Origin of the sequence: Rhodococcus sp. NPDC056516 (genome assembly GCF_042794655.1) — a bacterium.
Taxonomy (GTDB): domain Bacteria; phylum Actinomycetota; class Actinomycetes; order Mycobacteriales; family Mycobacteriaceae; genus Rhodococcus_F.
In genome coordinates this window covers 53426-76286 of the sequence record NZ_JBHTTG010000005.1, presented here as the reverse complement: position 1 = coordinate 76286, position 22861 = coordinate 53426, and the positions used below count along the sequence as shown (strand labels likewise).

Sequence of the window (22861 nt, the reverse complement as noted above, 5' to 3'; positions counted from 1 at the left end):
GCTATGGTTGGTTGGTCAACGACGACATCCGGACGAGCGCACCGTACCCGGCCAGCGAAAAGACGGTGCCTTGGGAGTTGTTCACCATGGCATGGATCGTGCTCGTCATTTCCGGACTATTCGAAGCTGTCTGGGCTACCGCACTCGGCAAGTCCGACGGATTCAGCAAAATGTCCCCCACCGTCGTCTTCATCCTCGGCCTGATCGTCAGTATGGCGGGCCTCGCGTATGCAATGCGCACCCTTCCCATCGGGACTGCGTACGCGGTCTGGGTCGGCATCGGCGCCGCCCTGACCGTCGGATATGCGATGGTCACCGGCGCGGAGTCCACGTCGATCGTCAAGATTCTGCTGATCCTGGGAATCGTCGGTTGTGTCGTCGGCCTGAAGGTCCTTCACTGACCGGCGATCCAGGTGAGTGTTTGTGTGTTACCGGTTACAGTTAACGCATGAAACTGCTGGAGATGCTCACGCTTCCCCTACGTGCGGGCATTGCAGCCGCAGAGATCAGTTTGGGGATCGCCGAGCTGACGGTGACGACAGTTCGTATCGCCGTCAGTAATACCGGTGCTGTGACGGCGGGCGCTGCCACCTTGGCGAGCCCCCGCGGACCCATGCAGATGATCCAGCAGTTGTCATCGCTTACTGCAGACGATCGGCCCATCGGGCAGGCCTTGGCCCCCGGTGGGCCGCTCGACCGGCTGCTCTCACCTGGTGGTCCGGTCGACAAACTGACTGCACCCGACGGCACACTCGAACGACTACTCGCTCCCGGCGGACCACTCGAAAGACTTCTGGCCCCGGGCGGACCGTTGGATCGAGTGCTCGCCGAGAACGGCGCTTTGGAGCGGTTGCTCGCCCCGGACGGACTCCTCGACCGAATGATGGCCGAGGACGGCCCACTGGAACGCCTGACAGCACAGGACGGTGCCGTCGAACGCCTGACTGCCAAGGACGGCGTCATCGATCGCGCACTTGCCGAGAACGGCATCCTCGAAACACTCTTGGCGGAGAACGGTGCCTTCGAACGGCTCATCGCCGAAGGCGGCCCGCTTGACCAGATCGTTGCACTGTCCGACACCTTGACTTCGCTTGCGCCCAACCTCGAGCGCATGAGCGCGAGCATCGAGGTACTTCAGGAAACAGTCGGAATCCTCAGTGCTGCAGTCGGTCCACTCGGAGAACTGGCCGGCAAGCTTCCCAATCGATGGCTCAAGAGCCGAAGCGATCGCCCAGGGCCGGACCTTCCGATCGAATCGGCATAACAAACGGTTACTCGCCGATTACGCGGTCAGTTGTTGATCACGATATTGAGATTGATGATGATTCCGCCGAAAGTCAGGATCGTGTTGGCCAAGCCGACCGTCATTCCACTGTTCAGAGCCGTGATCAGTCCGTTCATCGTCGTATCCCCTTCACTGTCTACGGGTTACGCGTACAAGATTGTGCGCTGGCGCTGACAATAGGCCAAGTTCGCGACCTGCGCGCCATTGCGGAGAAAACTTGTACTTCGGTCGCAGTTTTCACGTTAACTGTTGCAGGACAACATAATTCCGAAGTTGGCGCACTACCCGCTAATGGCCGAATCAAACATCACGATTGGGCATACGTGGCGCGCCCCACATAACCGTCCGGCCCATCAGGCACTTGTCCACCGAAACAGAGTGCACAACAGTTAGTCCGGTGCAACAATGAGACGAATCGGACATGCCTGCGACGTGATGGGGAAGGGTGGTTGAGACAATGACGGCGCCGCGCATTGCCAGAGAACACCGCGCCCCTGCCGGGGGCCGAAATTCCGCTGCGCAAGACAGCTTGGACGCTGCCTCGGACGCCTTGCAATCGCTCTACGCACACCTCGATCCGCATGCCCAGGCAGAGCAATTCCTCGAACAGGTCTGCAAGCATGCCGTCGATCTCATCGCCGACGCCGACATGGCCGGCATTGCCATCGGGGGTTCGGATTCGACGTTTCGAACCGTAGCCGCCACCCACCAACTTGTTCGTACCGTCGACTCGATCCAATTCCGACTGGATTACGGACCGAGCGTGACGTCGTCACGCACCGGCACGGTTGTACGCGCACATGCCAGCGAAGCCCACAGCCGGTGGCCTCAATTCGCAAGCGCGGCAAAGGCAGTCGGCGCCGTCAGCTTCTTGTCGATGCCGCTACCCGGTAGAGATCGCCCGCTCGGAACTCTTAATCTCTACAGCCACGACCTCCGAGGTTTCACCGGAGCCGACGCGGCATTGCTCCAACTCTTCGCCGTCACCTCGGCCTACGCGCTGCACAGCTCGCAGCGCCTCGACATGGCCAGAAAGCACGCGATGGACCTCGAGCGTGCACTCGAATCGCGAGGCGTCATCGAACAGGCCAAGGGCATCATCATGGGCACCCACCGCGTCGACGCCGACCGAGCCTTCCGCATCCTCATCCAGGACTCGCAGCGAAGCAACGTCAAACTGCGAGTGATTGCCCAGCAGTACATCGACGGCGCGATCGACCCGCGCCAGGCTTCGAACAAGCCTGAGACCAACTGAACCTGGCAGGCAGCCGAGAGACCTGGCAAACACAGCGTCTCGGCAAACGCAGCGTCTCGGCAAACGCAGCACCCGAGCAAACACAGAGGCACCCACCAAATCTTCGGTGAGTGCCTCTGAGTTTCGGAGCCTCCTGTCGGGATTGAACCGACGACCTTTCGCTTACAAGGCGAGTGCTCTACCACTGAGCTAAGGAGGCGAAGACCGACGCGTTGCCGCGACTGACTTTGCGGAGCCATCATATCCAAGCCGTCACGGTGGCCGCGCCCGGGTCACGTTAGATAGCGTGGGCCCCATGCGCAACTCCCACTCCGCCCCCTGATGGCGAAATTCACCGAAGTACTCACACGCCTGACGGGAAACCGGCAAGCCACCGTCGACACGGTCACGTCGGCTCCCGCGCCGCTTCAACCGATCGACCTGACAGACGACGCCGTCGTCGCAGAGGTCCTGGACCTCGCGGTTCGAGTCGGCGAAGTCCTCCTCGCATCCGGAACCGCGGCCATGGACACCGCTGAGCAGGTGCAGTTCATCGCCGCCACGTACGGCCTTGCCCAGTGTGACGTCGACGTCACGTACAACTCGATTGTGCTCTCTGCCTATCGCGGTCCGACGCGACCGCCGGCGAGCACGATGCGCATCGTCCACTACCGGTCGATGGACTTCACGCGACTGGCGGCTGTCGACCGTCTGACGCGTCGCATCCGCCGTGAGGCGATCACCCCGGACCAAGCGCACGACGCTCTCACAGCCATCACGACGGCGCCGCACCCGTACAACCGGTGGACCGCGACAATGGCCTGGGCGGCGATGGCGGCTTCGGTCTCCGTCCTGCTCGGGGGCGGGTTCCTCGTTGCCACAGTCGCGTTCTTGACGACGATGGTGATCGACCGCGTCAACCGTGTGCTGAACCGGTTCGGGCTGCCGTTCTTCTTCCAGCAAGTTGTCGGTGGTCTCATCGCGGCTGCACCCGCTGCCACGCTCTATACATTTCAGGACCAGCTGGGGATCAGTATCCGGCCGTCGTTGGTCATCGCGGCCGGAGTTGTCGTCCTACTGTCCGGGCTGTCGTTGGTGGGCTCGGTTCAGGACGCGATCATGGGTGCACCCATTACAGCTGTCGCTCGGTTCTTCGAAGTGGTGATGATGACGGGCGGCATCATCGCGGGTGTCGCAATCTCACTGCGGATGACCGGGATGTTGGGTTCGACGCTTCCACCGATCAACGTCGAAGTATCGACCATCACCCAGTTGCCGATCCTCATGCTTTCCGGCGCCTGTGCGTCGGTCTTCTATGCACTCGCCTGCTACGCCGAGCGTCGTGCACTCACCGCGGCGTTCCTGGGCGGTGCGGCAGGCAGTGGTGTGTCGATCTTCGTGCAGACACTCGACGTCGGCCCCGTGATCGCGGCCGCGATCGCAGCGACCGTCGTCGGCCTTGCCGGCGGTCTGATGGCTCGCCGCGCACTGACGCCTCCGCTGGTTGTCGCGGTCGCAGGCATCACTCCGCTGCTCCCCGGTCTTTCGCTGTACCGAGGCCTGTACGCGCTGCTCAACGACCAGGTACTGATCGGGCTGACCGCCTTGCTGTCGGCCTTCGGTATCGGCTGCGCCCTCGCCGCGGGCGTGACGCTCGGCGAATGGGGAGCGCGGACGCTTCGTCGTCCGCGGATTCTGATGCGCGTGGACTCGCTACGTCGACCGATGGTCCGCAAGCGAAGGCGTCGAGTTCCCGTCACCGAGAAGTAAGCGTCGTTCAAGCAGAAAGAGCTGGGCACCTGACGGTGCCCAGCTCTTTTCTGTTCACTCGGAGGTTGCCGAGCGGTGAGAGAATCAGCTCTCGACTGCGTGCTTTCCGCCGGCAGCCTGATCGGCTTCCATGGCTTCGCGCAGGCTCTTCGGACGCATGTCGGTCCAGTTCGCCTCGACGTATTCGAGGCACGCCTTGCGGCTGTCTTCACCGAACACCACGCGCCAGCCGGCGGGGACCTCGGAAAACGTGGGCCACAGCGAGTGCTGGTCCTCGTCGTTCACCAGCACGTAGAAGCGGCCGTCTTCGTCATCGAAAGGGTTAGTGCTCATCTCGCCTCACTCGTTACGTACGTGTCTTGTGCGCCCAGACTAGCAAGCGCACCAGTTCGGTTCTGGTGGCTCAGTACCGACGCCAGAATCTCCCCCGCCCGCACTGCCACGTTCGACAGCAGCGACGACGTCAATCCGTGAGTCTGTTCTGTCCCACCCTGCAGATAGATACCGCCTGTCACGTCCTCCGTTACAGCCAGTCGATAATCCCGACTGACGTTACGCGGAACGGACGAATCCGGCACGAGTTCACCCAACAAATTGTCCAGCGGTGCCGGGGTGAAACCGGTGGCCAGAATGAGTGCGTCGCACGAGAGCGTGTCGGTCAAGCCGTCGAGATTGCTACGAACAGCCAGTTCGATGCCGGATTCGGTCTCCACGGCACTCGTGATCTCCGAGGCCCGGCGCATGAACAGTCGCCGCGGCCCGCGGACCATCTCCTGGTATTCGGTGGCATAGAGCTTGTTGATCAGTTCGATGTCGACGACCGAGTAATTGGTACTGCGGTGCAAATCGAGAAGTCGACGTCGTTCCGCGGCGTCGGCGCCGTGCAGTTGGTCGACGGCTTCGGGATCGAAGATGCGATTTGCGTAGGGGCTGTCGTCTGCCGGGCTGTAGCCGTAGCGGGCAAAAACACTGTGGACTTCGGCGTTCGGGTAGTTCGCATGCAGGTAGTCGACGATCTCCGCGGCACTCTGACCGGCGCCGAGAACGACGAACCTGTTGTGCACGGGCTCTGGCATTGCTTCGAGGTGGAAGAGGAACTGGTGATTGTGGAAGCACCGGGACGACGGCGTTGCCCACTCCGGGATCCGCTCTTTCAGTCCGGCGCCGACGACGATGTTGCGCGCGATCACCGTTTCACCGTCGGCCGTGCGAACCGCAAAGCGATCCACCGCGCCGTCGGAATTCCTGATGCCCTCGACCCCGTCGACGGTCGTACCGAACTGCACGTCCGCGTCGACTCGTCGAGCTGCCCAGCACAGGTAGTCGTTGAACTCGTGGCGCGTGGGAAAGAAGGTCTGGTGGTTGACGAAGTCGACCAGACGCCCCTGCTCGAACAGATACGAGAAGAAGCTGTATCCACTCTGCGGGTTGCGGAACGTCACCAGGTCCTTCGGAAACGCGATCTGCATCGTGGCACCGTCGAGCAGCATCCCGGGATGCCACGCGAACTGAGACTGCTTTTCGAAGAATCGCGCGTTCACCCGATCAACGGCTGCACAATTTGCATTGTGTTCTTCGACAGCGATGGCCAACGCAAGGTTGGCCGGACCGAACCCGACGCCGACGATGTCGACCACTGCGGGTTCGGCGCTGGAGTCTCTCGGTGATTCACTCATTACAGGTAGTCCATCCCCGACGGGACGACCTGGTACGGCCGCCAATCGATGTCCCGAAGTAAGTAGCAAAGGCTACCCTTAATGAGGTGAGGGTATCAACACTGCGAGCCCCCGTATAGCGGTCCACCCCGCGGAGGGATGCGACGTATGTCATAGTTTCGCCCCCTCGCTCACGTCATCGCCTTCGACGAGCGCCGCAGCCTCGATCACGTCGACCAGCTGACCTGCCCATTCACGGACCGCGCCCGCATCGACGCGGTCGGCACGGAACCCGAGAGTTGCAAAAACAGGCCCTTCGCCGACCGGCTCGTAAAAACTCAACGTCAGATCCGCATCGGGCACTCCCACCGGAATCGGTACGAGAGAACCGAAGTCGCCGAGCCCGTCCAAATCGGCCTGTTGGTGATGGATCACCATCACCTGAGGTCTCATGGACGCCGGATTACCCAGTGCCTGCTCGACATACACATATGAGACGTCCTGATTGCTCAGCGCTTCCAGATTGTTTTCCCGGATGCGAGCCAGCAATTCTGCAAACGTCGGACTACCGGACGTATCCGTGCGCAGGAGAACAACATTGAAGAACGATCCGATCATCGGTTCAAGACGGGGATCCGACCTGCCCGCAACCAATGAACCGATGGGAAGATCGGTACCCGCGCCGGCCTTCGTGAGAACGCTGGCCAGTGCGGCCTGCAGGACCATGAACATACTAGTGCCGGTGCGCGCAGCCAGGGTGTCGATTTTGGCGTGCAGATCCGCGTCGATGTCGACAGCGACCACGTCACCTCGCGGCTCCGAGTCACCTTCCGGCAACGGAAGATTCACACTGGTCGGTATTCCGTCGAGCGCATCCTGCCAGCACGCAAGTTGCTTCGACGCACGACTGGTGCCATCAGAGGGGTCACCCAACAGCTCATCGGACCACACGGTGTAGTCGGCGTACGTCAACGCCAACTCGTCCCAGATCGGTTGATCTCCCTGCGACCTGGCCGCATAGGCCGAGACCAGATCTCCCAGCAAGGGCACAACGGACCACTCGTCGACGGCAATGTAGTGCATGACGAGAAGCAGTGTCCGAGAGCCGTCTTCACCGAGCACCAGATGAACCCGCAATGGCGATTGCTCACGCAGATCCATCGGAAGTTGAGCCAGTTCGAACACCACTCGACCCACATCGCCGGCGCCGACATCGACCACATCGACAGTCGGCCGCACCGATTCTCTTGCCACGACGATGCCGTCGACCTCGACGAAGGTTGTCCGCAGTGGTTCGTGCCGCGACGTCACATCGTCCAAGGCGTGCCCGAGAATCTCCGGATCGATCTTCGATTTCAGGGTCAGCGCCAGAGCGTGGCTTGCTTGCGGGTGCTCGCCGGCCGAGCGGAACAACTCCCACTGACGACGTTGCGGCGCAGACAGACCCATCGTCTCCGGACGTTTCACCGCCGGCGCCAGGATCGGACGCCCACCTTCCGAACGCGCAACGACGGCGGCCAACTCCGCAACACTCGGCGCGTCGAATACGTCGCGAATACTGACGTCCACGCCGAACGCTTCGCGAATGCGACCGACCAGTTTCATCGATGCCATCGAATGCCCACCGAGTTCGAAGAAACTGTCGTGGACTCCGACGCTCGGGAGTTGCAGTATCTCCGCGAAGGCAGCCGCGACCGTGGACTCCACCGCCGTGCGAGGAGCAACATCACCCGCCAGCTCCGACCAGTCCGGGGCAGGCAGCGCCTTACGGTCGAGCTTTCCGTTGGGCGTCAGCGGCAGCGGACCGTCAAGGGCGACAACCAAGGTCGGAACCATGTAGTCGGGCAACGACACTGCCGCGAGGTTCCGCACTGCCGTCGTGTCGACGACAACACCGGGTTCCGGTGACACATACCCGACCAGGCGCGTGATTTCGCCCTGTCGATCCGCGACGGCCGTCGCCTGCTTCACCGACGGATGGGCACTGAGTGCGCCTATGATTTCACCCAATTCGATTCGGAAACCACGGATCTTGACCTGATCGTCCACGCGGCCGAGGAAGTCGATGTTCCCGTCCGAGCGCCATCGCGCGCGGTCCCCGGTGCGGTACATACGATCGCCCGCGCCGAAGGGATCTGCGATGAATCTCTGTGCCGTCAGATCGAATCGGCCCAAGTACCCTCTGGCCAGGCCGCGGCCTGCAATGTACAGCTCGCCGGATACTCCCGGCGGAACCGGACGCAGTTGATCGTCGAGCACATACGCCTGTTCGTTGGGATCGGGGATTCCGATGGGCACAGCACCGTTCCAACCGGGCTCCGCCTGCCACAGTGTGTTGTTCACCGTGGCTTCGGTGAGGCCGTACGCGGCAAGCAAATTCAGCCGTTCCGCCCATCGCCCGATCAGCTCCGGCGGCACCGTTTCGGTTCCGACCAACACCGTGCAACCCTGCGGTACTTCGCATCCTGCCGGCAGGGCGGCCAGCAACGAGGGAGGGATGATTGCGTGGGTCACGCGATTGCTCGTCATGAAATCCGTGAGCGCCGGACCGGCAACGCGGGCGTTCTGCGGCACGATCACCAGGGTGCTGCTCGTGCACAGAGCCATGGCCAACTCGAATACCGCAACGTCGAAGCCGACCGAAGCGAACTGCATCACCACCGAACCCGGTACCAGTCGCATCCGAACTTCGGCTGTGGCAACAAGGCTCGGGATACCGTCATGGGACAGGACAGCTCCCTTCGGCTTGCCGGTCGATCCCGAGGTGTAGATGACGTACGCCGCGTGGCTGACGCCGACTGGTGGCCTGGGGGTCTCGACGATCACTGCCTCGTCCAGTTCCCTCCGGATCAACGGATCGTCCAGGAGGATTCGCTCGACACCGACCACATCGTCGATTCGGGAACTCTCCTCGGAGGTGGACAGCAGTAGCGAGGCGCGGGAATCGGTGAGCATGTACGTGATGCGTTCGCTCGGGTGACTCAAGTCCAGGGGAAGATACGCTGCCCCCAGCTTGAGCACGGCGAGGACCGACGCGACCATCTCCACCGACCGCGGGACGGCAAGTCCCACCACGTCTTCGACCGACACTCCGCGGCGATACAGCAGACCGGCTATCCGGTCACACTGCTCGGAGAGCTCGCGGTAGGTGACTTGCCCCGCCTCGTCGCGCACAGCGATCGCCTCGGGTGTAGCAGCGACCCCACGCGCAAAAGCGTCGTAGAACGTCTCTTCCGGCACGTCGACGGCGGTGTCGTTGAACGAGGTGACAACCTGTTCGAGTTCGCCTGGCAAGAAGATGTCGATGTCACCGATCTCGATGTCGGCCGATTCCACGACTGCCGCGATCACCGATTCCAATCGATTCGAAATTCGCTGTGCGGTTTCGCGATCGAAGAGGTCGCTGCCGTATTCGAGCCGGATATCGATGCAGCCTTCGTCGCCGAGATACTCGGTGAAGTTGAAGACCAGATCGAACTTGGCCGTGTACTCCTCGAGTTCGAACGGATCCCCGCCCATCTCCTCGCGGCTGTGATAGCCGACCATGACCTGGAACAGCGGGTTGCGTGCCAAAGTACGCGACGGGTTAAGACGCTCCACCACAGTTTCGAACGGAACGTCGGCGTTTGCGAAGGCCTCGAGATCTCCCTCGCGAACACGATCCACCAACTCCCGGAACGTCGGGTTACCCGACGTATCCGTGCGAAGCACAATGGTATTGACGAAGAAGCCGACGAGTTCGTCGAGCCCCTGTTCACTACGTCCGGCCACGGGAGCCCCGAGCGGAAGGTCTTCTCCCGCTCCGAGCGCGGTCAGCAACGCCGCCGACGCCGCGTGCAAAACCATGAACATCGAACTCTGGCTCTCGCGCGCCAGATCTCGCAGTGCAGCAGTCGTCTCCACGCCCAACCGTGTCACCACTGCACCACCGGAGAAACTCGGTCTGGCCGGTCGGCTCCGGTCGGCGGGGAGCAGCAGTTCTTCCGGGGCTCCGTCCAAACTTTTCGCCCAGAAGTCCAACTGCGTACTCAGGACGCTCGACGGATCGTCGGCGCTGCCCAGCAATTCCCGTTGCCACAGGGTGTAATCCGCGTACTGAACGGGAAGCGGTTCGAAAGCTGGTTCTTCGCCCTGAATTCGAGAGGAGTAGGCAGACATCAGATCCCGAAGGAACGGGCGATCGGACCATTCGTCGGTGGTGATGTGATGCAGGACGATCACGACGACTACGGCATCGTCTACCCGGATCAGGCGTGCGCGGATCGGAATCTCGTTCGACAGGTCGAACGGACGACCCACTACCACTGCAACTTCGCCGGCGATGTCGGATTCCGCTGAAGGAACTGTCTCGAGATGAACTGTCTCGACCGGAACCGTCGCCGATTGGAGAATGATCTGTTCCGGTGTTCCGTCCACCAACCGGAACACCGTGCGCAACGATTCGTGTCGTTCCACGACGTCATCCAGCGCCGCCGCGAACACATCCGCGTCCAGAGCACCGTCCAGGCGGAGCACGATCGGGAAGTTGTAGGCCGCGGAGCTCTCCTCCATCTGTCCGATCAGCCACAATCTCTGTTGAGCGGCAGAAAGAGGAAGGTGATCCGGTCGAGGCTTCGCCACCAGCACCGGTCGCGTCGATCCCTGCTCGGCCACAATACGTTCCGCGAGTTCCGCGACAGTCGGCGCTTCGAAGAGATCACGCATGGTCAGACTGTTGGGAATGGCGATCCGCGTCCGACTGATCAGTTTGGTGGCCAGAAGCGAGTGGCCACCGAGGTCGAAGAAGTTGTCGTCGACACCGATACTGTCCACGTCCAGCACGTCCGAGAAGAGTTCGCACAGGACCTCTTCCGTGTGGTTCCGGGGCGCGATCGCTGTCCCACTCCGCTCCCCCAGCACCGAATCGGCCGTGGGCAGCGCCTTGACGTCGAGCTTTCCGTTGACAGTCATCGGTAGTGTCTCCACTTCGATCACCACAGCCGGAACCATGTAGTCGGGTAGGAGAACTCGTGCTCGCGCACGGTAATCGTGCGCGACGCCCAGGCGCACCGGTGTCACGTAACCGACGAGCCTCTTGACTCCACCCGCCCCGACGTCGACCACCACCGCTGCTTGACGCACGTGTTCGTCGGATTCGAGAACGGAGACGATTTCGCTCGGCTCGATCCGATGACCTCGGATCTTCACCTGGTCGTCGGTGCGGCCGAGGAAGTCCAGGTTGCCGTCACCGCGTCGCCGCACCAGATCGCCCGTGCGGTACATGCGTTCTCCGGTCCCGGCAGGATCGGCGACGAAGCGCTCGCACGTCAGCGCGAAGCGTCCGAGGTAGCCGCGAGCCAAACCGGCTCCGGCAATGTACAGTTCGCCGGCAACTCCGTCGGGAACCGGACGCAGCCAGCCGTCGAGAATGTGCGCAGTCGTGTTCCAGATCGGCTTGCCGACGGTCGGGGTGTCACTGTCGGACGTTCCGCCGCCGAGGGTGTTGATCGTGTATTCCGTCGGTCCGTAGAGGTTGTAACCCACGGTTCCTTCGGTCTCGCGCAGCTTGTTCCACACCGAATCCGGAACGGCTTCACCCCCGAGCAGGACAAGCGGCGGGCGGTGTTGTCCCACACCGTCGTCGAGAAGTCCGCTCTCGATCAGGTGCGTCGCGTAGGTCGGCGTCACGTTGACGACGTCGATGTCCTGTGCGTCGCAGTACGCAACCAACGCCTCGGCGTCACGACGCAGATCCTCGTCGCAGATGTGCACCTCGTGGCCTTCCACAAGCCACAGCAGTTCCTCCCACGACATGTCGAAGGCGAAGGACACGGTGTGCGCGATCCGCAGGCGTCGGCCCGCCGCGGCGATCGCCGGTTCGAAGATCGCCTCGCGGTGGTTGAACTGCATGTTCGTCAGGCCGCGGTAACCGGTGACCACGCCCTTGGGCTTGCCGGTCGAACCGGAGGTGTAGATGACGTACGCGGGGTGGTCGAGTCGATGCGGTGTCCCCGGGGCGAATGCTCCGAGTTCCGACGCGGAGAGCGCCCGCGCCGAGATCGTCAGTCTCCTTGCCGCTGTGTCCGGCTCGTCGATCACGATAGTGCGGACGTCCGCTCCTTCGAACTTCGATGCGGCGGCAACGGTCGTCAGCAACACGACAGGATGCGCGTCGTCGATCATCACGGCCAACCGCTCGGCGGGGTGGTCGAGTTCGAGGGGCAGGTAGGCGGCACCGGTCCGCAGTACGGCGAAGAGGGCGACGACCATGTCCACCGACCGTGGTAGACCGAGAGCCACGATCTTTTCCGGGCCGGCACCGCAGTTGATCAGCAACCGCGCCATCCGGTTGATCTCGCCGTCGAGATCGGCGTAGGTCATCCGGCGCTTCCCGAACACGAGTGCAGTGTCGTTCGGTTGCGCCGACGCCGCCTCTTCGAACAGGTCGGCAATGGTGCGCTCCGGCAACTCTCGGCTCTGCGTCTGTTGCGCCACTGCGGGAACCGGTGTCGCAACGACCGAACCTGTCATGTCCTGCGACCAACTCTGCAACAGTTCGACGAAGTGACCCAGTAGGTCCTCGGCTCGACGCGCGGTCACCAGATGCGGATGGAACTCGAACTTGACGTTGACGGTGGTGCCCGGTGTGACCACGACGGTCAGCGGATAGTGCGTGTGATCGATGCTGTCGCTGCCACTGACGTCGTGGGCGGCATTAAGGGCGTCTACTTGCTTCTCGTCCACGAAGTTCTGCAGGACTATCAGCACATCGAACAGTTGACGATGCTCGGAGACACGTTGGATCGATGCCAAGCCGAGGTAGTCGTACGGCATCAGCGAGAGACGATCCGCCTGCGTGCGACGAAGAAGTTCCTCGACGCTCTCGTTCGGATTCAATTGCAGCCGAACGGGAACCGTGTTGAGGAACATTCCCACCACGGTGTCGATTCCCGGCACCTCGGGTGGCCTTCCGGCAACGGTGGAGCCGAATACGACGTCCTGTCGACCGGTGGCCGACGCCAGCACCAGGGCCAGCGCTGCGTTCAGTACCGTGTTGAACGTGACGCCGGACGCGGCAGCGCGCTCACGCAATGCACGCGAAAGCGATTCCGACAGAACCACATCACGGCGATCCGGAAGCTGACGTTCGGCGCCCGGCGCCGGCTCGGCAACAAGCGTCGGCTCTTCGAGTCCCGCCAGCGCTCCGCGCCACGCCTCGTCGGCGGCTGCACCGTCGCGGCCGGCCAACCAGGCAAGGTACGTCTCGAACGACCCCTCGGGTTCGCCGAAGGCGCTGTCGTCGCCACCGGTGTCGTAAAGCGCCAGAAGCTGGCTGACGACAAGGCCGTTGGACCAGCCGTCCCACAGCAGGAACTGCCTGTTGATCACCAGGCGATCGTGTCCGCCAGGCAGATGCAGCACGCTCATACGCCACAGCGGCGGCGCGGTCAGGTCGAATGGAGTCACTCTGTCTTGGGCAGCAATGCCGTCGGCGCGCTCACGCGCAGTCGAGTCGTCCAGTTCACGGAGATCGTGGACGGCAACCGGAACGTCGAGTCCCGCGCTGAAGAACTGCACCGGCTCGTTCAGACCTTCGCTCACGAATCCCGCACGCAGGGTGGGATTTCGTCGTTGAAGTGTCCGGGCGGCCGCAGCCAACCTGTCTACATCGAGCATGTGTCCGAAGTCCATCGAGAACTGCGCCGTGTAAATGTCCCCGCCAGCGCTGTCACCGCTGTCTGAGTATCCGGCCTGGAAGTACAGGCCCTCTTGCAAGGGTGAGAGCGGGAGGATGCTGCTGACGCCCGCCGGGCTCGCGTCGGCTATCGCGTCGATCTCGGCCTGACTCAGGTCGAGCAACCCCACATCGGACGGAGTCAGGATGGGAGGCCCGTCGTGCTCCGCAGCCGCGATCGACAGATCACCGAGCGCCGAAACCCAGCCGTCGGACAGTGCCCGCGCGTCCTCCTCGGACAAATCTTCACTTGCCCAGGCAAAGTCGGCGCGAAGCTCCGAATCCACACTGACGACATTGACGATCAGCCGGTACGGCCCTCCCATGTCCGCGTCGGGATCGGTGGACATGGCTTCGGATTCGCCTGCCAAGGACCATGCGGTCGATCCAGCAGCCGCCGAACGTCCGAGGTAGTTGAACAGGACCTGAGATTCCGATCGCCCCGCCAATGTCGCTGCCGTGCGGGCGTTCACGTACCGCAACATTCCGTAGCCGATACCGCCGTCCGGTGCACTGCGCAGGCTCTCCTTCACCCCGCGCAGTGTGGCTACCGGGTCGGTCCCGGCGTGCAGTCGCGTGGGCGCGATGGTGGTGAACCAGCCGACTGTTCGCGACAGATCGGTTCCCGGTACCAATTCCTCGCGGCCGTGCCTTTCGAGATCGACCAGAAGTTCACGCTCGCTACGGCCGGTGGAACGACGCCAGCGATCGACGGACATCGTCAGTGCTGCCAGCAGAACGTCCGTTCCCTCCGCACCCACCAGTGCCGCAACCGATCCAAGTGCCGCCTCGGAGATTGCTCGGTCCACCGTGACCGTGCGCCTCGAGCCTCCGGATACAACGGCATAGCCCTCGACACCGGGAATCAGATGCGCTCCCGGAGCGGTCACCGTCAGCCAGTGATCGAGTTCGGCAAATCGATGAGCCGAGTGGGCGTGTTCGGCCACCGTGCGGGAGAAGGTGCGCAGCGAAGTTCCGACACCATCGAGTGCGGCGGGCTCTCCGGCCTCGACCGCCACCCAGGCCATCGCCAAGTCCTCGAGCAGGGTTCCCCAGGACACGCCGTCCACGACCAGGTGATGCGCAACTATGGCGAGCCGCCCGAGATTCTCGGCACCACAATCGAACCAGACCACCGAGATCATCCGCCCAGCAGACGGATCCAATCGACTGGTCGCTGTTTCGGAGTGCTCAGTGACGAGTGTTCGCAGCTCGGCGTCGCCCAGTCCCCGCGCGTCGACTCGTTCGACGATGTCCGCTGCCCGGACGCTGCCGGGTTCCTGCACCCGCGCCGACCACATTCCGCGGTCGTGTCGGATCAAGGTTTGCCGAAGTCCGTCGTGGTGATCGAGTACGGCCTGCAACGCGCCGGTGATCGATTCGAGAGATGTTGCCGGAGAATGGATCAGAACTGACTGATTGAAGCGATCGGTATTGCCCGTCCATTCGGACAAGCGGTGGACCACCGGCAGCGGAACCAGATCACCCACGCCGATGTCGGTCGTGACAGTAGTTGCCGAGGTGACAACATCACCCACTGCTGCGGCGATCGCAGCGGGAGTACGCAATTCGAAGATCTGCCGCGGGGTCAGTACTACCGAATCCCGACGAGCCAGGTTGACCAGTCGGATCGCCAGAATACTGTCGCCGCCCAGCGTGAAGAAGTCGTCGCGCACCCCGACTCGGGGCAGTCCGAGAACCGTCGCGAAATGCCCGGCGAGGAGGTCTGCAACACCCGAAGAGACACCTCCCACCGTTTCGCCCACCTGTGCCGCGAAATCCGGGGCAGGCAAGGCCTTCCGGTCGAGCTTGCCGCTCGGACTCAGCGGCAGTGACTCCAGCCGCACGAAGGCGCTGGGCACCATGAACTCCGGAAGCACCGACAACAACTGCCCTCGCACCGCAGCTTCGTCAACGTCTCCGACCAGGTAGGCAATCACCTGTGCGCGGTTACTCGGACCGTCGGAGCGGACGATCACGGCACTTGCGACGACTCCGGGGCACAGCGCCAACTGAGCTTCGATTTCACCGAGTTCGATGCGGAATCCACGAACCTTCACCTGCTCGTCGACGCGGCCGAGGTACTCGAGAACTTCGTCGGCATTCCAACGCACGATGTCACCGGTCCGGTACATCCGCGAGCCGGCATGTCCGTACGGGTTCGCCACAAATCTCTCGGAGGTCAATCCCCCACGTCCGTGGTAGCCACGCGCCAGTTGTGGCCCTGCCAGATACAGCTCACCGGTGGCACCGGCCGGAACGTTCTGAAGATACGGATCGAGAACGAACAGTCCTGTGTTGGCGGCGGGTGCGCCGATCGGGACGCTGACGGCGTCGGCCGGAGTGTCCTGCACCGACGGCTGCCAACTGACGTCGACTGCAGCTTCGGTGGGGCCGTAAAGGTTGTCCACCAGAGCATTCGGCAGGATGTCCGCGACCTTGCGTGCAACGTGAACGGGCAGTGCCTCACCGCTGCAGTTGACGATTTCGAGGGACGTGCACAGTGCCGCTTTCGGCTCCGCGAGAAACACTTCGAGCATCGACGGAACAAAATGCACTCGGGTCACGGACTGTTCGACGATGACGTCGGCCAGATAGCCCGGGTCCTTGTGCCCGTCCGGCTCGGCCATCACCAGAGTTGCGCCCACCAGGAACGGCCAGAAGAATTCGGGGACGGAGACGTCGAAACTCGACGGGGTCTTCTGCAGCATCCGGTCAGAGGTGTCCATCGGACGTATCTGCTGCGCCCAGAGCAATCGGTTGACCACCCCCTCGTGCGTGACCACAACACCTTTGGGGCGACCGGTCGAACCCGAGGTGTAGATCATGTACGCGGCATCCGCGGGCGATCCCGGAACACTCAGCGGATCGGCGGGGAACTGCGCGGACTCCGATACCGTCACCCGCGGAACCGAACCCGAATCGAGTGAAGAATCCTCCGACACCACGACGCACACCGGATCTGCGTCGCCCAGCATGTACGTCAGCCGCTCCGCCGGATAGCCGGTGTCGAGGGGAACGTATGCTCCCCCGGCCTTTCCGATGCCGAGTATCGCGACCATCAGCTCGATCGAGCGCGGCAAGGCAACGGCCACCAACGATTCGCGTCCGACGCCCCGTTCGCGCAGCAGGTGTGCAAAACGATCGGCGCGAGAGTGAAGTTCGGCGTAGGTCAACACCTCGTCGCGGAAGATCACAGCGGTGGCTTCGGGCGCGCGCTCAGCTTGCTCCCGCAGCAGCTCGGTCAGCGTTGCACGCGGCTGGTCCAAGCCCGTGCCGACGCTCCCCGGCTGGGCGGGTGCCAGCGCGATCCGGCCGATCACCTGTTCGAGATCGCGGGAAAGCTCTGTGAGCACGACTGCGAGAGCTTCGGCCAGCGCCTTCGCGGCGTTGCCGTCCACCTGAGCGGCGTCGTACTTCAGCTCCAACGCCAACCGATCGCCGGGGACGACGATCAGCGTCAGTGGGTAGGCCGGTCGCTCGTCGAACCGAATTCCCGTCAGTCGCACCGAATCCGTGGGATCAGCGATTGCCGTGTCACCGAGGGGATAGTTCTCGAACACGACCAGTGATTCGAAGTTCTGCTCCAGTCCGCCGGTCCGTCGCAGTTCGGGCAGCCCCACGTACTGATGGTCGAGGAGTTCCGATTGTTCTTCCTGCCAGCGAGAAAGTGCTTGCGAGGCAGGCTCCGCCGGGTCGAAGCGCAATCGGGCCGGCACAGTGTTGATGAACAGGCCCACCATGGTCTCGATACCGGGTAGGTCGCCGCCGCGCCCCGATACGGTCGAGCCGAACAGCACGTCCGTTCGGCCGGCCATTCGGCCGAGCACCAATCCCCAGGCGCCATGCACCAGTGTGCTCAGCGTCAGTCCGTGTGAGCGTCCGTTGGTCGTCAGTGCGCGGGTGTCACTGTCGGTCAGTTCGACCCGAGTTGCGCGGATTCCGCTGCTGCCGGCACTCGGGGCGGGCAGTTCGACGGCGGGACCGGGAGAGTTCAGTGCCTTCTTCCACACTGCTGCCGAAGCCTCGTGATCGTGACCGGCCAGCCATTCGAGATAGCTGCGGTACCGCGCCGGCGCCGGGAACACGACGCCGGAATCGCCGACGCTGTACGACGCCATCAGTTCCCGCAGCATCACCGGGACCGACCATCCATCTGCAACCGCGTGGTGAATCGACTGCAGCAGAAGATATTTCTCCGAAGCTGCACGGACAAGCGTGTAACGGACGAGTGGCGGTTGCGCGAGGTCGAACCCACGCGCACGGTCGGCGGAGAGCAGTTCATCGACATCGGCGCCGGCCACCTCGACTACCGCCATCTCCACGACAGCGCTCGGGTGCACCACCTGCACCACCCGGCCGTCACCCAGGACCGAGAATCCGGTGCGCAGCGCCTCATGCCGATCGACGACGGATTGAAGCGCACGGTGCAGCGCCGCACTGTCCACGGCGCCGGTCAGCTCCACAACCTGTTGCACGACATACTGATCCGCCCCCGGATCGGCAAACGCCGAATGGAAGTAGATCCCTTCCTGCAGCGGAGTGAGTGGGAGAATCTCTTCAGCCTTCGGCAACTCGTCCACATCTGCCTGAGCGAGCGCCACCAGAGGGTAGTCCGAGGGTGTGGCTCCGCCGAAGGCTGCGAGTCCGGACACGGCCTTGAGCGAGTCCAGCCACAGCCGCGCAAACCTGTCGATGTCGCTGCGCAGGAAGATGTTCGACGCCCAGGTCAGAGTGGCTCGCAGGCGTGGTCCACCGGCGGCGTCCTCGGCTACGACGTCGACAGACAACGCGTGTCCCAGCGGCATGGACGGATCGGCAGCGCCGTCCATCGACACCGGGAACCAGTCCCCCTTCGCCGCGGCCGTGCGTCCCAGATAGTTGAGCACCACCTCGGGCGCCGCGAAACTACGCAACTGATCCGAGCCGCCGAGGTATCGCAATGCTCCGTACCCGAAGCCGGCGTTCGGAACCCGTCGAAGTTGCTCCTTGACGCTCTTGAGAACCCCCGCCAGATCGTCGGTCGCGTCGAGATCCGGAGCGGCTGTGCCGATCTCGAGCGCAACCGGGAACACCGTGGTGAACCATCCGACAGTTCGTGTCAGGTCCACGTGCGCAGCGCTGTCGCCGCGAACGATGTCTTCGTCGCGTCCGTGCCCCTCCAGGTCGATCGTCACCGATCCGGCCCCGCTCCAACGGGTCAGCGCCACGGCAAGTGCGGTGACCAGCACTTCGCTCACATCGGCCCCGAACGCCCGTGGGACACTGCCCAACAGCTGTTCTGCAAATTCTGGAGGTAGGGTGATCGACCGCGCCGCAGCGGTGCGCGCGATGTCGATCGCCGGGTCGAGTGCCCGACGCCCGAGACGCGACTGTTGTGCGGCCGTCACCGAGTCCCAGAATTCGATCTCGGTGTCCAGTCGCCCTGCTCCGACCGCTTCTGAAACGAGTTCGGCGTATCTCCTCACCGACGTGCCGACCGGAGCAAGTTCGGGTTCGTCGCCATTCATCGCTGCGATGCCGGCGCGCGCGAGGTCCTCGAGAATGATGCGCCAGGAGACTCCGTCGACCACTGCGTGGTGGACGACCAGCAACAGTCGTCCGGGACCGGTCACGGTGCGGAACAGAACAGCACTGACCATCGTGCCGGCGGCCGGACTCAGACGACCGACGGCTCGCTCGGTCTCGGCGAGGATCAACGGTCCGCATTCTTCGAGAGGTGCCGGCAGTGCACAGGTCTCGAAGACCACAGCCGCTTCGTTTGCCTCCGGAACAAGCAGCGTTCCTTCGGAAGTCAACGTCGCACGAAGTGCATCGTGGCGCGCCACCAGGGCGTCGAGCGCCGCCTGGACATGCTCGGACGTCAAGGCTGACGGGGTCTGAATCAGCGCACGCTGGTGGAAGGTTCGTACTGCATCCGACACTCCGAGAACCCTGGCGGCAATCGGCGTCGTGGCTACGTGGCCGATCGGGTGGTCCGCGTGGTCGACGATCTCAGCCGTTCGGTCGGACTGGGCACGCGCCATGGCCTCTGCAGTGCGCAGTTGGAACACCTCGCGTGGACTGATCGACAAACCGGCCGCACGAGCTGCGGTCACGAGTGAGATCGCGACGATGCTGTCGCCGCCCAGTGCAAAGAAGTCGTCGGTCACGCCGACCGAATCGAGTCCGACTGCCGACGCGATCAACGTGCAGAATTGTTGTTCTACTTCGTTTCTCGCGGCGACATGCGCACTCAGTTCGGCGAGATCGGGCTCGGGAAGTGCGCGGCGGTCGAGTTTGCCGTTGGCCGTGAGCGGAAACTCGTCGAGGACGGTGACGGTGGTCGGGACCATGTAGTCGGGGAGCTTGCTCGCCGCCCACTCGCGAATGTCCCGTGAGTCGATCGCGAGGTTCGTCCCCGATGCTGCACTCACGTAAGCGGCGAGATACTTTGCGCCTGTGGGTGCTTGACGCACCAGAACTGCCACGTGACGCACTTGGGGGTGCGAGATCACGGCGGCTTCGACATCCTCGAGTTCGAGACGCATGCCACGGATCTTCACCTGGTTGTCCGTGCGTCCGAGGAAGTCGAGGGTGCCGTCCGCGGTCCATCGGGCCAAGTCACCGGTGCGATACATCCGCGATCCGGCCAGATCACCGGAAACAAAGGGATCCGCGACAAAACGAGACGCGGTCAATGCCGACGCACCCACGTATCCGCGGCCCAGCAGGAAGCCCGCCGCATAGAGTTCGCCGCCGGTGCCGACCGGAACCGGTTGCAGGTCGCCGTCCAATACGTACAGGCGAGTGTTGGGGTTCGGGCGCCCGATGGATGTGGCAATTCGTTCCGCATCCTCGCGGTAGATCACATGGGAGACACCGATGGTCGCTTCCGCCGGCCCGTAGCCGTGATACAGCGTCGTGGACAGTTGGGCGCGGAACCGATCGAAGAGTTCAGGCGTGAGAACCTCACCGCCGCACCACACGTGCTTCAACGAATCGAGCTGATCAGTCCCGTTCGCCAGGTCCAGAAGGATGTCGAGCATCGACGAAACGAGGTAGACGAAGGTGACCGATTCTCCGGCAATCAGGTCGAGCAGGTATTGCGGGTCGCGCTCCCCCTCGGGCTTCGCGATCACCAATCGACCGCCGGATACGAGCGGGAGCAGGATCTCGTTGATCGAGATGTCGAACGAGAGTGGAGCTTTGAACAGAGAGGCATCGCCGGACCCGAACCCGAGAATCCGCTCCCGCTGCCACAGCAACCTTGCACAGATTGCCTCGTGGCGGATCATGGCGCCCTTCGGACGACCGGTCGAACCGGACGTGAAGATGACATACGCCAGTTGGGCACCGTGAATACGGACGTCGGGTGTCATGACCTCGGACAGGCGCGAAGGCCCGTCCTCGTACGCCCACGCGGAGAGATCGACCGGAACGGAGTCGTCAGCGCCGTCGGAGGTGAGCACCAGTGTGGCACCGGCATCGGCGAGCACTGATTCGCGGCGCTCTGCGGGCCACGACGGATCCAGCGGCACGAAAGCGCCACCGGCGCACATGGCGGCCAACAACCCCACCACCATCTCGGCGGATCTCGGAAGCCCTATTGCCACAACGGTTTCGGATGCAGCACCGCGAGAGATCAAGTGTGCGGCGAGCTGCGACACCCGAGATTCGAGTTCGCCGTAGGTCAGCCGGACGTCGCCGTCGACCACGGCGACGGCGTCCCGATCGGCGGAGAAGCTGCTACGCAACAAATCCGGCACCGTCGTGACGGGCTGCGGCTCTGCAGTGTCGTTCCACCCGTGGAGCACGAGTTCACGCTCGGCCGGCGCCATGGGGTCGAGTGCCGAGATCGGAAGCTGCGGCTCGGCTACAAATCGATCGAGGAACTGTTCGATTCTGGCGGTGTGATCAGCCAGTTCGCGATCGAATCCGAACGGAGCGCGGACGTCGATCTCGATCGGTTCCCCGTCCTGACCCCCACGCACACTCAGATCCAGGTCGCCGACCCGCCCGGTTACCGAATTACGCACGCGCACCGGGCAACCGCCGAAGGTGACAGTGTGCTCGAACATCATCGAGTTGATGCCGGGGCCGAAGACCTGACGGTCGGGATCGATCGACCGAATGTCGCGAGCGAGATCCTCGCCCCGGTACCGCCCGTGTTTGAGAATCGAGATCAGGGCGGTGTCGAGACGAGTTGCCAACTGGCCGATGGTTTCCGAGCGTTCGACTCGAATACTCAGCGGCAAAATCGTCGACGCCATCGAGGGGGTGCGACGCATGTCGCGGCCCACCCGAGCTGCCATCGGCACCGAGACGACGACGTCGTGCTGTCCGGTGGTGCGCGCAATGTACGCGATCAGCGCGGCCATGGGCAGGCGAGTTCGTCGAATCCCGGCGTCGGCCGCATAGCGATAGAGCTGCGCTGCGCGATCGGCATCGAGCGTGAGCATCGCCGAGATCGGCGGCAGCGAATCGTCCACCTGCCCATGCAGAATGCGCGTCGCTTCCGGTCCTGCTTCAACTCGCTCCACCCAGTACTGACGGTCGAGCAAGAACCGTGGAGAGTTTCGATATTCCAGATCGGCTGCAACCATCGCACCGAGTGGCCACAGCGGTGCGGCAGTCTCGAGATTCGGATCGTCGTATCGTTCGGCGACGTCAGCGACGATGAGCGAGATGCCGTACCCGTCGACCACACTGTGGTGATAGCGCTGGTACCAGATGACTCGATCGTCGGCGGTCAGCAGAAGTACCTGGCGGAAAAGCAGATCGTCCGGACCGAAGACCCGAGCCATGTCGGTGTCCATCCACAATTGCGCTGCCGAATCGGGATCCGGCTCGCCCCGAAGGTCGAGTACTTCCACGTCCCAGTGCGCCTCCGGAATCGGCACCTGAATCAGCCGGTTGTCGGGATCCACCTGAAAGTGCACGAACAGCGCTTCGACGCGGCCGACGGTGGCCTTGATCGCCGCTGCCGCGCGCTCGACGTCGATCGTGCCGTCGACCTCGACAACCAGTCCGATGTTGTAGACCGGGCTGTTCGGATCGACGTTCTGAGCAACCCACACTTCACGCTGAGCGGCCGTCGCCGGGAGCGCTGCGTCCAGATGGCCACCGCCCGATACGGCCGGGTGAGCTACCTGAGAGTGGTCAGACATCGAGAATCCGATCATCGTCGTTCATGCTCATCGAACGACGAACACCCTCGCCAG

General features: G+C 63.2%; 7 protein-coding genes, 1 tRNA gene and 1 riboswitch. Of the genes, 4 read left to right on the top strand and 4 right to left on the bottom strand.

What is annotated here, in order from left to right:
- Nucleotides 1-9: 9 nt before the first annotated feature.
- Nucleotides 10-72, top strand: a riboswitch (guanidine-III (ykkC-III) riboswitch).
- A 14-nt stretch (nt 73-86) separates the two neighbouring features.
- The 3 genes from ACFQ6Y_RS16210 to ACFQ6Y_RS16200 all read left to right on the top strand — a co-directional run bounded on the left by ACFQ6Y_RS16210 (nt 87) and on the right by ACFQ6Y_RS16200 (nt 2540).
- Complete coding sequence (locus ACFQ6Y_RS16210; protein WP_230815099.1) at nt 87-401, top strand: multidrug efflux SMR transporter; 315 nt, start codon at nt 87-89, stop codon at nt 399-401.
- Nucleotides 402-448: 47 nt separating this feature from the next.
- On the top strand, nt 449-1264 hold the full coding sequence (locus ACFQ6Y_RS16205) for an ABC transporter (RefSeq protein ID WP_230814902.1): 816 nt from the start codon (nt 449-451) through the stop codon (nt 1262-1264).
- A gap of 478 nt (nt 1265-1742) precedes the next feature.
- A complete protein-coding gene (locus ACFQ6Y_RS16200; RefSeq protein ID WP_378547738.1) occupies nt 1743-2540 on the top strand; it encodes an ANTAR domain-containing protein in 798 nt (265 codons plus the stop codon).
- 127 nt (nt 2541-2667) lie between these two features.
- On the opposite strand, the gene ACFQ6Y_RS16195 is transcribed toward ACFQ6Y_RS16200, so the two are convergent.
- Nucleotides 2668-2739, bottom strand: a tRNA-Thr gene (locus ACFQ6Y_RS16195).
- Nucleotides 2740-2861: 122 nt separating this feature from the next.
- Between ACFQ6Y_RS16195 and ACFQ6Y_RS16190 the strand changes: the two genes are divergently transcribed.
- Complete coding sequence (locus ACFQ6Y_RS16190; protein ID WP_007734361.1) at nt 2862-4289, top strand: threonine/serine exporter ThrE family protein; 1428 nt, start codon at nt 2862-2864, stop codon at nt 4287-4289.
- 84 nt (nt 4290-4373) lie between these two features.
- Here ACFQ6Y_RS16190 and ACFQ6Y_RS16185 read toward each other — a convergent pair whose 3' ends face one another.
- From ACFQ6Y_RS16185 to ACFQ6Y_RS16175, 3 genes are all read right to left on the bottom strand, one after another.
- Nucleotides 4374-4622: an MbtH family protein gene (locus ACFQ6Y_RS16185; protein ID WP_003945538.1), complete on the bottom strand. Its 249-nt coding sequence runs from the start codon at nt 4620-4622 to the stop codon at nt 4374-4376.
- The gene (locus ACFQ6Y_RS16180) at nt 4619-5965 is read right to left on the bottom strand and encodes a lysine N(6)-hydroxylase/L-ornithine N(5)-oxygenase family protein (protein ID WP_378535266.1); all 1347 of its coding nucleotides are present in this window, start codon (nt 5963-5965) and stop codon (nt 4619-4621) included. Before ACFQ6Y_RS16180 ends, ACFQ6Y_RS16185 begins: the two co-directional genes overlap by 4 nt.
- A 150-nt stretch (nt 5966-6115) precedes the next feature.
- Nucleotides 6116-22807 carry an amino acid adenylation domain-containing protein gene (locus ACFQ6Y_RS16175; protein ID WP_378634476.1) on the bottom strand — a complete coding sequence of 5564 codons (16692 nt, stop codon included), beginning with the start codon at nt 22805-22807 and terminating at the stop codon, nt 6116-6118.
- Nucleotides 22808-22861 lie beyond the last annotated feature (54 nt).

Coding starts and splice junctions, on each gene's coding strand:
- ACFQ6Y_RS16210 (WP_230815099.1), top strand. CDS start 87: ATGGCATGGATCGTGCTCGTCATTTCCGGACTATTCGAAGCTGTCTGG.
- ACFQ6Y_RS16185 (WP_003945538.1), bottom strand. CDS start 4,622: ATGAGCACTAACCCTTTCGATGACGAAGACGGCCGCTTCTACGTGCTG.
- ACFQ6Y_RS16175 (WP_378634476.1), bottom strand. CDS start 22,807: ATGTCTGACCACTCTCAGGTAGCTCACCCGGCCGTATCGGGCGGTGGC.
- ACFQ6Y_RS16205 (WP_230814902.1), top strand. CDS start 449: ATGAAACTGCTGGAGATGCTCACGCTTCCCCTACGTGCGGGCATTGCA.
- ACFQ6Y_RS16190 (WP_007734361.1), top strand. CDS start 2,862: ATGGCGAAATTCACCGAAGTACTCACACGCCTGACGGGAAACCGGCAA.
- ACFQ6Y_RS16180 (WP_378535266.1), bottom strand. CDS start 5,965: ATGAGTGAATCACCGAGAGACTCCAGCGCCGAACCCGCAGTGGTCGAC.
- ACFQ6Y_RS16200 (WP_378547738.1), top strand. CDS start 1,743: ATGACGGCGCCGCGCATTGCCAGAGAACACCGCGCCCCTGCCGGGGGC.